The organism is Humidesulfovibrio sp. (assembly GCF_030689645.1).
Taxonomy (GTDB): Bacteria; Desulfobacterota; Desulfovibrionia; order Desulfovibrionales; family Desulfovibrionaceae; genus Humidesulfovibrio.
The window spans coordinates 37,789-50,632 of record NZ_JAUYFU010000024.1 but is presented as its reverse complement, the minus strand read 5'-3'; the positions used below and the strand labels follow the sequence as shown (position 1 = coordinate 50,632).

The 12,844-nt window shown below is 60.5% G+C and carries 12 protein-coding genes and 5 tRNA genes; 3 read left to right on the top strand and 14 right to left on the bottom strand.

The annotated features are described in order from the left end of the window. Positions 1–63: 63 nt before the first annotated feature. The 14 genes from rpoB to Q8O35_RS03480 form a co-directional block, all read right to left on the bottom strand. Positions 64–4,164 (bottom strand): DNA-directed RNA polymerase subunit beta, encoded by a 4,101-nt coding sequence (gene rpoB, locus Q8O35_RS03545; protein ID WP_305570665.1) that lies wholly within the window; start codon positions 4,162–4,164, stop codon positions 64–66. Between the two features lie 348 nt (positions 4,165–4,512). Beyond that, positions 4,513–4,893, bottom strand: coding sequence for a 50S ribosomal protein L7/L12 (gene rplL / locus Q8O35_RS03540; RefSeq protein WP_305570663.1), 381 nt, complete (start codon positions 4,891–4,893; stop codon positions 4,513–4,515). A 47-nt stretch (positions 4,894–4,940) separates the two neighbouring features. Then, positions 4,941–5,498 (bottom strand): 50S ribosomal protein L10, encoded by a 558-nt coding sequence (gene rplJ, locus Q8O35_RS03535; protein WP_305570661.1) that lies wholly within the window; start codon positions 5,496–5,498, stop codon positions 4,941–4,943. Positions 5,499–5,652: 154 nt separating this feature from the next. Then, positions 5,653–6,360, bottom strand: a complete 708-nt coding sequence (rplA, locus tag Q8O35_RS03530) for a 50S ribosomal protein L1 (RefSeq protein ID WP_305570659.1) — start codon at positions 6,358–6,360, stop codon at positions 5,653–5,655. A 12-nt stretch (positions 6,361–6,372) separates the two neighbouring features. Further along, positions 6,373–6,798, bottom strand: coding sequence for a 50S ribosomal protein L11 (rplK, locus tag Q8O35_RS03525; RefSeq protein WP_305570656.1), 426 nt, complete (start codon positions 6,796–6,798; stop codon positions 6,373–6,375). Between the two features lie 49 nt (positions 6,799–6,847). Continuing rightward, positions 6,848–7,408, bottom strand: a complete 561-nt coding sequence (gene nusG / locus Q8O35_RS03520; protein WP_305570654.1) for a transcription termination/antitermination protein NusG — start codon at positions 7,406–7,408, stop codon at positions 6,848–6,850. A gap of 21 nt (positions 7,409–7,429) precedes the next feature. Then, positions 7,430–7,690, bottom strand: a complete 261-nt coding sequence (secE, locus tag Q8O35_RS03515; RefSeq protein WP_305570652.1) for a preprotein translocase subunit SecE — start codon at positions 7,688–7,690, stop codon at positions 7,430–7,432. Between the two features lie 25 nt (positions 7,691–7,715). Next, positions 7,716–7,792: transfer RNA gene (locus Q8O35_RS03510), tRNA-Trp, on the bottom strand. A 10-nt stretch (positions 7,793–7,802) separates the two neighbouring features. After that, complete coding sequence (gene rpmG, locus Q8O35_RS03505; protein ID WP_305570650.1) at positions 7,803–7,952, bottom strand: 50S ribosomal protein L33; 150 nt, start codon at positions 7,950–7,952, stop codon at positions 7,803–7,805. A gap of 3 nt (positions 7,953–7,955) precedes the next feature. Beyond that, positions 7,956–9,149 (bottom strand): elongation factor Tu, encoded by a 1,194-nt coding sequence (tuf, locus tag Q8O35_RS03500; protein WP_305570648.1) that lies wholly within the window; start codon positions 9,147–9,149, stop codon positions 7,956–7,958. Between the two features lie 44 nt (positions 9,150–9,193). Next, positions 9,194–9,269, bottom strand: a tRNA-Thr gene (locus tag Q8O35_RS03495). A gap of 36 nt (positions 9,270–9,305) precedes the next feature. Beyond that, positions 9,306–9,382, bottom strand: a tRNA-Gly gene (locus Q8O35_RS03490). Positions 9,383–9,453: 71 nt separating this feature from the next. Further along, a tRNA-Tyr gene (locus tag Q8O35_RS03485) sits at positions 9,454–9,539 on the bottom strand. Positions 9,540–9,545: 6 nt separating this feature from the next. Continuing rightward, a tRNA-Thr gene (locus tag Q8O35_RS03480) sits at positions 9,546–9,620 on the bottom strand. A 222-nt stretch (positions 9,621–9,842) separates the two neighbouring features. On the opposite strand from Q8O35_RS03480, the gene Q8O35_RS03475 reads away from it, so the two are divergent. The 3 genes from Q8O35_RS03475 (at position 9,843) to Q8O35_RS03465 (ending at position 12,813) form a co-directional block, all read left to right on the top strand. Further along, positions 9,843–10,859 carry a tRNA-dihydrouridine synthase gene (locus Q8O35_RS03475; RefSeq protein WP_305570646.1) on the top strand — a complete coding sequence of 339 codons (1,017 nt, stop codon included), beginning with the start codon at positions 9,843–9,845 and terminating at the stop codon, positions 10,857–10,859. A 101-nt stretch (positions 10,860–10,960) separates the two neighbouring features. Further along, positions 10,961–11,809, top strand: coding sequence for a 4-hydroxy-3-methylbut-2-enyl diphosphate reductase (ispH, locus tag Q8O35_RS03470; protein WP_305570644.1), 849 nt, complete (start codon positions 10,961–10,963; stop codon positions 11,807–11,809). Positions 11,810–11,838: 29 nt separating this feature from the next. Beyond that, positions 11,839–12,813 (top strand): chemotaxis protein, encoded by a 975-nt coding sequence (locus Q8O35_RS03465; RefSeq protein WP_305570642.1) that lies wholly within the window; start codon positions 11,839–11,841, stop codon positions 12,811–12,813. Positions 12,814–12,844 lie beyond the last annotated feature (31 nt).

Sequence of the window (12,844 nt, the reverse complement as noted above, 5' to 3'; positions counted from 1 at the left end):
TGGTCCGGAAGTCCGGACCGACCCACCACTCGGTCAGGGGGCTGGGGGGATAGCCCCCCTGCCCTACTGCCGTCTGATGGGCTTTTTCTTCTCGTCCTGGATCAGGTTCACATCCAGGCCCAGGGACATCAACTCCTTGATGAGCACGTTGAAGGACTCGGGCAGGCCGGCCTCCAGGAAGTTGTCGCCCTTGACGATCTTTTCGTACATTTTCACACGGCCGGCAACGTCGTCGCTCTTGACCGTGAGGAATTCCTGCAACAGGTAAGCTGCGCCGTAAGCCTCTAGCGCCCAGACTTCCATTTCGCCGAGACGCTGGCCGCCGAACTGGGCCTTGCCGCCCAGAGGCTGCTGCGTCACCAGGGAGTATGGGCCCGTGGAACGCGCGTGGATCTTTTCGTCAACCAAGTGGTGAAGCTTCAGCATGTACATGACGCCCACGGTGACCCGGTTGTGGAAGGGTTCGCCCGAACGTCCGTCGTACAGGGTGATCTTGCCGTCGTCGGGCAGGCCGGCGTGCTGCAGCCAGCCCCAGATCTCGGACTCGTCCGCGCCGTCGAACACCGGAGTCTTGGTGATGATGCCGTGGCGCACGGTTTTGGCAAGTTTCTTCAGTTCCTCGTCGTCCAGGCTGGCGATGAGTGATTCGATTTCCTTGGAGCCGAACACGGCGTTCATATCCTTGCGGACCTGAACCATGGCCTCGCCGGACTCCACCATATTGGCGATCTGAGCGCCCAGCTCGCGGGCTGCCCAACCGAGGTGGGTCTCCATGATCTGGCCGATGTTCATGCGCGAAGGCACGCCCAGCGGGTTCAGCACGATGTCCATGGGGGTGCCGTCGGCGAAGAAGGGCATGTCCTCCTCGGGCAGGATGCAGGACACGACGCCCTTGTTGCCGTGACGGCCAGCCATCTTGTCGCCCACGGAGAGCTTGCGCTTCACGGCGACATAGACCTTGACCATCTTGATGACGCCAGGAGGCAGATCGTCGCCCTCGGTGACCTTCTCGCGCTTGTTGTCGTAGACGGCCTTGATGAACTTGATCTGGCGGTCGTAGTCGTTCAGGATGCTGCGGATCGAATCGTTCACGTCCTTGGAGGAGAAGAGCCCGGACAGCTTCTTGAGCGGAAGCTCGTCCAGAACCTCGCGGGTAAACGGACGATCGGCGTCGATGAGCACCTCGCCCTTCTTCTTGCCCATGACGGACTGGGAGACCTGCTTATTCTCAGCCACGGCCCACACGCGTTCGCGGACGTTGTCCGTCAGAGCGGCCACGTGCTTCATTTCCTTCATGTCGAAGTCGGAAAGCGCGGCCTGCTCAATGGCGTGGGTGCGGTCATCCTTCTCGCCGGAGCGGCGGTTGAAGACCTTCACGTCAACGACAGTGCCCTCGATTCCGGGCGGCACTTTGAGGGACGTATTCTTTACATCGCGCGCCTTGTCGCCAAAGATGGCGCGCAGCAGTTTTTCTTCAGGCGTGAGCTGGGTCTCGCCCTTGGGGGTGATCTTGCCCACGAGGATGTCGTCGGGCATGACCTTGGCGCCCAGGCGGATGATGCCGCAGTCGTCAAGGTTGCGCAGCATCTCCTCGCTCACGTTCGGGATGTCGCGGGTGATCTCTTCGGGTCCGAGCTTGGTGTCGCGGGCGACAACCTCGAACTCCTCGATGTGCACGGAGGTGTAGACGTCCTCCTTCACCACGCGTTCGCTGATGAGGATGGAGTCTTCGAAGTTGTAACCGCACCAGGGGGTGAAGGCCACGAGCAGGTTCTTGCCCAGGGCAAGCTCACCGTCGCGGATGCCAGGGCCGTCGGCCATGACATCGCCCTTCTTGACCTTCTGGCCCACCTGAACGCAGGGGCGCTGGCCGAAGCAGGAGTTCTGGTTCGACTTGTGCCACTTCTGCAGCTCATAGTGAACCGCGCCGCCGGTATTGGGCGCCTCGGCGTCCTCATAGTTGACGATGAGGCGCTCGGCGTCGACGAAGTGAACCACGCCGTCGGCGCGGGCAAGGATGCACGCGCCGGAGTCGCGGGCGACCACGCCTTCCATGCCGGTGCCAACCAGGGGCACGTCGCACTTGAGCAGGGGCACCGCCTGACGCTGCATGTTGGAGCCCATGAGTGCGCGGTTGGCGTCGTCATGCTCCAGGAAGGGAATAAGCGCCGCAGAGATGGACACGATCTGGCTCGGACTGATGTCCATGAGCGTGACCTGCTCCTTGGGCACGAAGTTGGGGTCGCCAGCCTGGCGCGCCTGCACCAGAGCCGGGATGATCTTGTTCTCCGCGTCCAGGGGAAGGCTGGCCTGGGCCACGGCTTCGCCCGCTTCGCGGCTGGCGTCCATCCACACGATCTCGTCGCCGGCGGCGGTATCCTTGACCACGCGGAATGGGGTCTCGATGAAGCCGTAGTCGTTGACTCGGGCGTAAGTGGTGAGCGACACGATCAGGCCGATGTTCGGTCCTTCAGGAGTCTCAATGGGGCAGATGCGGCCATAGTGCGAGGTGTGCACGTCGCGCACCTCGAAGCCCGCGCGCTCGCGGGTCAGGCCGCCGGGTCCCAGAGCCGAGAGGCGGCGCTTGTGCGTCACTTCGGACAGGGCGTTGGTCTGGTCCATGAACTGCGAGAGCTGGGATGTTCCGAAGAACTCCTTCAGCACTGCGGCCACGGGCTTGGGATTGATGAGGTCATGAGGCATGAGCGTGGACACTTCCTGCAAGCTCATGCGCTCCTTGATGGCGCGCTCCATGCGGACGAGGCCGATGCGGTACTGGTTTTCCACCAGCTCGCCCACCGGGCGCACGCGGCGGTTGCCCAAGTGGTCGATGTCGTCGGCGGGACCATGGGAGTCCTTGAGCTTCACCAGGACCTTGACGGCCTTGAGGATGTCCTCATTGGTCAGGGTGCGCAGCTCCAGGGACTCGTTGATGTCCATGCGGGTGTTCAGCTTGTAGCGGCCCACGGTGGACAGGTCGTAGTAGTCCGCGCTGCGGAACAGGTTCTCGAAGAAGCTTGAAGCGATCTCGGCCGTGGGCGGCGAGCTCGGACGCAGGCGGCGGTAGATCTCGATCTGCGCGCTGGCGATGTCCGTGGTCTTGTCAGCGGCCAGGGTGTCGCGCATGGAGGAGGAAACGTCCATGCCGCGGGTGAACAGCACGCTGATCTCCTGCACGTCCTGGGAGCGGATGCGCTCGATGAGGTCGGCGGAGATCTCCTGCGCAGCCTCGGCGACCACTTCACCGGTGTTCAGGTCCACGATGTCGTGGGCCAGATACTGGCCGATGAGGGATTCCGGGGCGACTTCTATGGCGCTCTGGCCGTCCTTAATCATCTTGCGCCAGGACCCCTTGGTGATGGGGCGGCTCTTCTTGACCAGAACCTTGCCGTCGGAAAGCACAACGTCAACGTAGGCGTCTTCCTTCCGGTACTGGTCCTCGCGCATCTTGCGCAGCACGCGCTCGCCATTGAATATATATTCTTCATGGTCGTAGAAGTAGTCCAGAATGTCCGTCTTGGTCATGCCCATGGCCTTGAACAGGATGGTGGCGGGCATTTTCCGGCGACGGTCGATGCGGACATACAGGATGTCCTTGTGGTCGAAGTCAAAGTCCAACCAGGAGCCGCGCATGGGGATGATGCGGCAGGAGTACAGCACCTTGCGGCTGGAGTGCGTCTTGCCCGAGTCATGCTCGAAGATGATGCCGGGCGAGCGCTGCAACTGGTTGACGATGACACGCTCTGTGCCGTTGATGATGAAGGTGCCCTTGTCGGTCATCAGCGGCAGCGTGCCGAAATAGATGTCCTGTTCCTTGATGTCGCGGATGGTGCGGGCGCCGGATTCCTCGTCAACGTCAAAGACCACCAGGCGCACAATGAGGCGCAAGGGGGTTTCGTACGTCAGGCCCTTGGCCAGGCACTCGTCCTCGTCATACTTCGGGTCCTGGATGATGTAGCTGACATACTCCAGGCTTGCGGTGCGGTTAAAGTCCTCGATGGGAAAAACGGAGCGGAACACAGCTTCGAGGCCGAGATCGGCACGGCTGGCCGGCGGTTCGTCGCGTTGCAGGAATTTCAGGTAGGAATCCACCTGGAGTTCCAGCAGGTGCGGGATTGGCAGGCTGTTGGCGATCTTACCGAAATGTTTCGTGAGTTGGGCCATTATCACCTCATCGAGCGAGACGGTTTGTGTTCACGGGAAAAGGAAAAGCCCAGGCGCACTGCGCCTTTGGGCAAATATCTGGTCCCGGTCCAAAAAAAGCGGGTCACGTTGCGTCACGTCTTGTAGTCCCCAAATGGAATTAGATCTCCGCAGGGGGGTGGGAAAAATTCTTATTATAGATCGCGCTATTACGGCAGCGGCTCATCCTGCATTCCGGCCTTCCGGCGCAGGTCAACCCGCACCGCCAATGGCGGCAGCGGGCTCCAGAAAAAAGAGAGACGGAGCGAAGGACGCATCCCGGTGGGAATGCGTCCTTCGCCCGGTATATCTCAAAGTCTGAGCAAAAAGCTACTTGACCTCGACGACGGCGCCGGCTTCGGCAAGCTGCTTCCTGGCGTCTTCGGCGTCAGCCTTGCTCACGGCTTCCTTGATGGTCTGAGGAGCGCCGTCAACCTTGTCCTTGGCTTCCTTCAGGCCCAGGCCGGTGAGGGCGCGGACAACCTTGATGACGCCGATCTTGTTGGCGCCGGCTTCCTTCAGGATGACGTCGAACTCGGTCTTCTCTTCAGCGGCTTCAGCCGGGGCAGCGGCAGCGGCCGGGGCGAAGGCAGCCATGGGAGCGGCGGCAGATACGCCGAACTTCTCCTCAAGCTCCTTGATGAAGTCAGCCAGATCGAGAACGGTCATGCTGGAGATGAACTCAACAACCTGCTCTTTGGTCACGGACATGATATATTCCTCCTGGAAAGTATCGTTTGCTTAAAGTTGACTGGGGTTTAAAGGGCCTCAGGGGCCTCAGTGGCCTCAGGTGCGGCGCCGCCTTCCTTCTGTTCCTTGATAGCATTCAAGGCATACAGGAAATTGCGGAGCACAGCCGCGAACACGTTGACGAAGTTGGTGGGCACCGCATTCATGGTGCCGAGCAACTTGGCCAGAAGTTCGGGCTTGCTGGGCAGCATTGCAAGCTGCTTCACGCCCTCCTCGTCAAGGAACTTCCCTTCAAGGCTGCCGTAACGCAGGGAGAGCTTCTTGCTCCCCTTGACGAACTCGGACAGAGCCTTGGCCAGGGCTACTGGATCATCGTAGCCCAAAGCAACCGCGCAGTTTTCTTTCAGACGATCATTGAGGACGTCGTGGGACGTCTCTTTGAGCGCCAACCGGGCCAGGGTATTCTTGACGACTTGGTAATCGACTCCGGCTTCGCGGAGCTTGGCGCGCAGAAGAGTCATCTCCTCCACTCCCATGCCCTTGAAGTCGGTGACGACGGCGATGTTCGCCCGTGCAGCCTTTTCGTGCAGCTGCTCGATGATCTGGGCTTTTTCGTGCCTATTCACCGTGTCTCGCTCCTCGTCGTTCATTGGCCCGGAAAGCAAAGTCCGTCTCGGCAGGCGTTATTAAGGACCCTGAGGCCCACCTGCTTTCTTCGACTTAAACTTCCCGTGCTATCTATGCAATCCAGCGAAGGCGGCCATTCCGCCCGCACCAGTTTTAGCCTTCCAGAAACTTCCGGATGGACAAAGTGTCGACCTTAATGCCGGGGCCCATGGTGGTAGCCACGGCCATGGCCTTCAGGTACGTGCCCTTGGCGGTGGACGGCTTCAGCCTGTTCACAGCCTCAAGCAGGGCGCTCAAGTTTTCGCAAAGCTTCTCAGGGCCAAAGGACTTCTTGCCGATGGGGGCGTGCAGGATGCCCGCCTTGTCGACCTTGAACTCCACGCGGCCAGCCTTGACTTCACGCACGGCGTCGCCGACGTTGAAGGTGACGGTGCCGGTCTTGGCATTGGGCATCAGGCCGCGGGGGCCGAGCATGCGGCCGATCTGACCGACCTTGGCCATCATGTCCGGGGTGGCGATGGCGGAGTCGAAGTCCAGCCAGCCGCCCTTAATCTTCTCGACCAGCTCATCGCTGCCGCACTCGTCGGCTCCGGCCTCGCGGGCCTCGGCTTCCTTGTCGGTCTTGCAGAACACGATGACGCGGATGGTCTTGCCCAGGCCGTTCGGCAGGGGCACGGCGCCGCGCACCATCTGATCGGAGTACTTGGGATCAACGCCCAGGTTGATGGCCACATCGACGGTCTCGTCGAACTTGGCGAAGGAGCTCTCTACAGCCAGCTTCACCGCATCGGCCACAGCGAAACGCTGTGTCGCATCAAAGCCTTCGGAGGCCTTGTTGTAGTTTTTTCCGTGTTTCGGCATGACGTATCCTCGCTACCCTTTGACTTCAAGGCCCATGCTGCGGGCGGTGCCGATGACGCAGTTCATTGCGGCCTCAAGGGACTTGGCCGTAAGATCCGGGGTCTTCAGCTTGGCGATTTCCTCAATCTGGGCCATGGTCACGGAGCCGACCTTGGTCTTGTTGGGTTCGCCGGAGCCCTTCTCGATCTTGGCGGCTTTGAGCAGCAGGACCGGAGCGGGCGGGGTCTTGGTGATAAAGGAGAAGGTGCGGTCAGCATAAACGGTGATGATCACCGGGATGATCATGCCCTTCTGGTCCTGGGTCTTCGCATTGAAGGCCTTGCAGAACTCCATGATGTTGACGCCATGCTGGCCCAAGGCCGGTCCCACCGGAGGGGACGGGTTGGCCACGCCGGCAGGAATCTGCAGCTTGACTTTGCCTGTGATTTTCTTGGCCATGTGTATATCCTCGCAAGCGGTTTCCCGCCGCAGTCGGTCAAGGGTCCGTCTAGCCCTTCGTCACCTGGACGAAGTCGAGCTCCACCGGGGTTTGACGCCCGAAAATGGAGACAGCCACGCGGAGCTTACCCTTGTCATAATTCACGTCTTCGACGACGCCGTTAAACCCGCTGAAGGGGCCGTCGATTACCCGCACCTCGTCACCACGCTCGAAGTGGAACTTGGGACGGGGCTGTTCCTGCCTGCTCTCCATCATGGAGAGAATGGTCTGGGCTTCGCTGTCGCGCATTGGGGTGGGACGATTTTTACCGCCCACGAATCCCGTAACGCGTGGGATGGACTGAATCAGATGCCACGAATCGTCCGTAAGCATCATCTTCACCATCACATAGCCCGGATAAAACTTCCGGGTGCTTGTCCGGCGCTCGCCCTTGACCATTTCCACCACTTTTTCAGTGGGCACCACGACTTCGAGCACCTGGCCATGATCTTGGCCTGTGCGCATCATCTCGGTGATGGTCTGCTGTACACGCTGCTCGAATCCCGAGTACGTGTGGACGATATACCAGCGGGCCGGCTTTTCCCCGCCAACGGCGCTATCTTCATTCACTTGCGCTCACCTGCCAGGGATTTAGGACAGCACAGCTTCAACGACCTTGGACAAGCCAAGATCGATGACGCCCAGGAACAGCGACATGACCGCAACAAGGATCATCACCGCCGCACAGGTAGCAACAGTCTCCTTGCGAGTGGGCCAGGTGATCTTTTTAAGTTCAACCTGGGCTTCCTCGAAGAAGACCTTGAGTTCCTGGGCCTTGGCTGAGACGCCCGATGGTTCGGGCGTTTCGTTGCCTTGCTGGCCGCTGGAGCCTTTCGCTGTATTTTTAGCCATTTTTCTCCCCATTTTAGGGGTAAGTTGGCAGGCCAGGAGGGATTCGAACCCCCAGCATCCGGTTTTGGAGACCGGCGCTCTAGCCGTTAGAGCTACTGGCCTGCGCGATGAACTACTTGGTCTCGCGGTGGACTGTGTGCTTCTTGTCGAAGGGACAGTACTTGCTCACTTCGAGACGACCTGTAGTATTCTTCTTATTCTTCGAGGTCGAGTAATTGCGCCGCTTGCACTCGGTGCAAGCAAGCTGAATGTTGACGCGCATGGATTACTCCAGAATCTCGGTAACAACACCCGCGCCAACGGTGCGGCCGCCTTCGCGGATGGCGAAGCGCAGTCCCTGCTCCATGGCGATGGGGTGGATCATGTCAACGATGAAGGTCGCGTTGTCGCCGGGCATAACCATCTCGACGCCCTCTTCCAGGGTCACGACACCGGTGATGTCAGTGGTGCGGAAGTAGAACTGGGGACGGTAGCCGGAGAAGAACGGAGTGTGACGTCCGCCCTCGTCCTTGGACAGGACGACGACCTCGGCCTTGAACTTGCGGTGGGGCGGAATGCTCTTGGGCTTGGCCAGAACCTGGCCGCGCTCAACGTCTTCACGCTTGATGCCGCGCAGCAGCACGCCGACGTTGTCGCCAGCATTGCCCTGGTCAAGGATCTTGCGGAACATCTCGACGCCGGTGCAGGTGCTCTTGACGGTGTCCTTGATGCCGACGATCTCGACTTCGTCGCCCACGGTGATGACGCCGCGCTCGACACGACCGGTCACGACGGTGCCGCGGCCAGAGATGGAGAACACGTCTTCGATGGGCATAAGGAAGGGCTTGTCGATGTCGCGCTTGGGCTCAGGAATGTAGGTGTCGCAAGCGTTCAGGAGCTCGAGGATGCACTTGCACTCTTCGCTCTTCGGATCGTCGCTCTCCAGGGCCTTCAGGGCGGAACCCTTGATGACCGGGATGTCGTCGCCGGGGAAGCCGTACTTGGTCAGCAGCTCGCGAACTTCGAGCTCGACGAGCTCCAGCAGTTCGGCGTCGTCGACCATGTCGCACTTGTTCATGAAGACGACCATGTGAGGCACGCCGACCTGACGGGCGAGCAGGATGTGCTCACGGGTCTGGGGCATGGGGCCGTCGGTGGCGGCCACGACGAGGATCGCTCCGTCCATCTGGGCGGCGCCGGTGATCATGTTCTTAATGTAGTCGGCGTGGCCCGGGCAGTCCACGTGGGCGTAGTGACGATTGTCGGTCTCGTACTCCACGTGGGCGGTGGCGATGGTGATGCCGCGCTCTTTTTCTTCAGGAGCCTTGTCGATCTGGTCGAAAGCCACGTAAGTGCCCTTGCCCAACATGGACGCCGTCTTGGTGATGGCGGCGGTGAGGGTGGTCTTGCCGTGGTCGATGTGGCCGATGGTTCCGATGTTGACGTGAGGCTTCTTGCGCTCGAATTTAGCCTTGCCCATGTTCAACCCCCTGGTTCTGGTCTGCGGTTGTCGAGAAAGATTTGTGGAGCCCATGAACGGAATTGAACCGTTGACCTCTTCCTTACCAAGGAAGTGCTCTACCGACTGAGCTACATGGGCTTAAGCGTCGTTATAGGAGGCCCCATTGGCGCGGACTGGAGCGGGAAACGGGACTCGAACCCGCAACCCTCAGCTTGGAAGGCTGATGCTCTAGCCAATTGAGCTATTCCCGCGTGCAGAATCCTGTAGTCCCTGCGGCCAGGGACACGCCCTGCCTCCTACAACGTTGCTTGCCGCGTAAAAGTGGTGGTGGGGGGAGGATTTGAACCTCCGAAGGCTTACGCCGACAGATTTACAGTCTGTTCCCTTTGGCCACTCGGGAACCCCACCATGAACTGGAGCTGGCGATGGGACTTGAACCCGCAACCTGCTGATTACAAGTCAGCTGCTCTGCCATTGAGCTACGCCAGCGCGTGAACGAAGATGCATACGCGCTTCACTCACAGATTGCAAGGACTTTATGTTCCCAGATGGCGCTGGGCCGTCCGCAATCCCTCGTTTCCGAGGCCGCTCTGAATATTTGGTTTGGCCCTCCTTTGTCAACACCTTTTCTTTTGAACATCGAAAAAATATGGCCTTCCACACGAAGTACCCTTTGACGAACGCTCCATTCCACCCTATTTCCCCCCTGCCATGCACAAAAACACAACCACACTCCCCTTCGGACCCAATGCTCCCTGGCTTGCCCCCTTGGCCGGATATTCCGACCTTCCCTTTCGAACTTTATGCCGAACCTTCGGCGCCGCCTGCACCGTGACCGAAATGGTCAGCGTCAAGGGACTGGTTTACGGCGGCTTCGGCACCGAGCGCCTCCTCCTCACAGTTCCCGAGGACGCCCCCCTGGTGGTGCAGCTTTTCGGCTCGGAGCCGGAGATATTTGAACGCGCCATGCCTCTACTATTGGAACGCGGGTTCACCCACTTCGATCTCAACGCCGGCTGCTCCGTGCGCAAGGTGAACAAAAGCGGTTCCGGCTCAGCCCTCATGAGCCGCCCCGCCCTGCTGCTCAAAATCGCTGAGACCATGGTGCAGGCAGCCGGGCCAGGCAAGGTGGGCGTCAAGATGCGTCTGGGGTTCACCCCTGGCGAGGAGAACTTCCTTGAAGTCGGGCGGGCCTTGCAGGATCTCGGCGCAGCCTGGCTCACCCTGCACCCCCGCACGGCCAAGCAGCTCTTCGGCGGAGAGGCTCGCTGGGAGGCCATCGGCGAGCTTGCACGCGCGGTCGAAATCCCCGTGCTGGCCAGCGGCGACCTGTTCACTGCCGAAGACGGTGCGCGCTGCCTGTCAGAAACAGGCTGCGCTGGGGTCATGTTCGCACGCGGCGCCCTCACCGATCCCATGATATTCCAGCGTCTCAAGGATATCCTGGCTGACCGCGACCCCGCCCTGCGCACTGCCGAGAGCCTGGCCGAGGCCGCCCTGACGCACATACGCCTGTGCCAGGAGCTGGACCAGACCCCACGCGCCTTTCGCGCCTTGCGCGCCTTCCTGCCGCGCTACGCCAAGGGGTTCACCGGCATCCGCGCCTTGCGCCAGGCCCTGATCACTTGCCGCAACTGGGACGAACTCACGGCCATGGCCGGAAGCATCGCCCACCTTGCAGCCGACCACGTCCCATTAGACCATTCGGACCTGACTCAAGATCTCTGAGCCTCGGCTCTGTTGACTCATGGCTCCGGCTAAGTCAGAATGATTTTATAACCGCCTTGTTTTGCTACAGCACGGCACTCCGCCGCAGAAGAGAGGTTCTGATGGAAGTTGTTCGCGCGCGCCTGGCGGGGTTCTGCATGGGCGTCGGCCTTGCCCTAAAGAAACTGGATGCCCTGCTTGAGGCCCACGACAACCGTCCGACGTTCATGCTTGGCCCCATCATTCACAACCCCCAAGTGCTGGAGGACTATGCCAAGCGTGGGGTCGGACTTGTCAAAGCCCCCGAAGACCTGCCCTCCGGCTGCCGCGTGGTCATTCGCGCCCACGGCATTCCGCGTCAGGCGGAACAGGCGCTGCTGGACCGCGGAGTGGAGGTGGTCGACGCCACCTGCCCCAAGGTCAAGCGCGCCCAATTGCTCATCAGCGGCGAGGCGGAAAATGGCCGCACCCTGCTGCTTTTTGGCGAAGACGACCACCCTGAGGTGCGCGGGCTTTTAAGCTACGCCGGTCCGGATTCCTTTGTCTTTGAAACACGCGAAGAACTGATCCGGCACCACCTTGACCCTGCCGCAAACTATTTCCTGGCCGCTCAAACAACCCAGGACCGCCAGGGTTTCCTGCAAATACAGGAGGACCTGGCAAAACGCCTTCCTGGCGGAGCGCCAGCCCTGGAAACCATCTGCGATGCAACTCGTCTGCGCCAGAACGAAGCCATACGGCTGGCCGGACAGGCCGACTGCGTCATCGTGGCCGGGGGCAAGGCCAGCGGCAACACGCGCAGACTCTCGCAAGTCATAGAGGCCAAGGGAACGCCCACAGTGCTGGTGGAAACCGTTGACGACTTGAATGCGCTTGCTTTACTGCAATATAAGCGCATGGGCTTAACTGCTGGCGCATCCACGCCGAAAAGCATAATTGATGACATTGAAGCCTTCCTCCAGGCTTTGTAGTCCATGAACCGCCCACGCATGGAGCCGCCATGAGCACGAACATGACCAACATTCTTCTCGAGGCCGGAACCAACGAGCTTGAGATCGTAGAGTTTTACCTCGAGGAACCGGGGCCTGCCGGGGGCGAGCCTTATCGCGGCTACTACGGCGTCAACGTCGCCAAGGTGCTGGAGATAATCCGCCTGCCACGCATCACGGAGATGCCGCAGGTTTCCCATCCCTCTGTGCTGGGAGCCTTCAACCTGCGCTCCCAGATCATCCCCCTGGTGGACCTTGGAGTGTGGCTGAAGAAGACCCGACACGACTCCGAACCGCCCAAGGTCATCGTCTGCGAATTCAACAACGTTACCACGTCCTTCCTGGTCAGCGGCGTCAACCGCATCCACCGCATCAGTTGGGAGGAGGTGGAGGCGCCCAACAAATATATGTCCGCCCTGGCCTCCAACTCCATCACCGGCGTGGTGCGACTTGAGGGGCGCATCATCTTCCTGCTGGACCTGGAGAAAATCGTGGCGGAGCTGAACCCGGAGCTTGGCCTGCGCTTCGACGAGAACGTCACCTGGGAGGCGGGCGTCCAGTACCGCGCCCTCATCGCCGACGACTCCACCCTTATTCGCGAAATGATCGGCGACCTTCTGCACCGCGCCAACTTCCTGGTGGAAAAAACCAACCACGGCGGCGAGTGCTGGGAGCGGCTCATGCAGATCAAGAAGATCGCCGAGACCGAGAACCGCCCGGTGACGGACTATGTGCAGGTGGTCATCTCCGACATTGAAATGCCCAACATGGACGGGCACAACCTGACCAAGCGCATCAAGGATGACCCGGTGCTCAGGGAGCTGCCGGTTATCCTGTTCTCCTCCATCATCACCGACAAGCTGCGCCACAAGGGCGAGGCCGTGGGCGCTGACGACCAGATCAGCAAGCCTGAGATCACGCACGTGGCAAAACGCGCCGTTGATTTGATCAAGACCCGCATCGCCGCAGCCGCAGCCACCGCCTAGGCAGTCATAAACACTAAAAGAAACCGCCCGG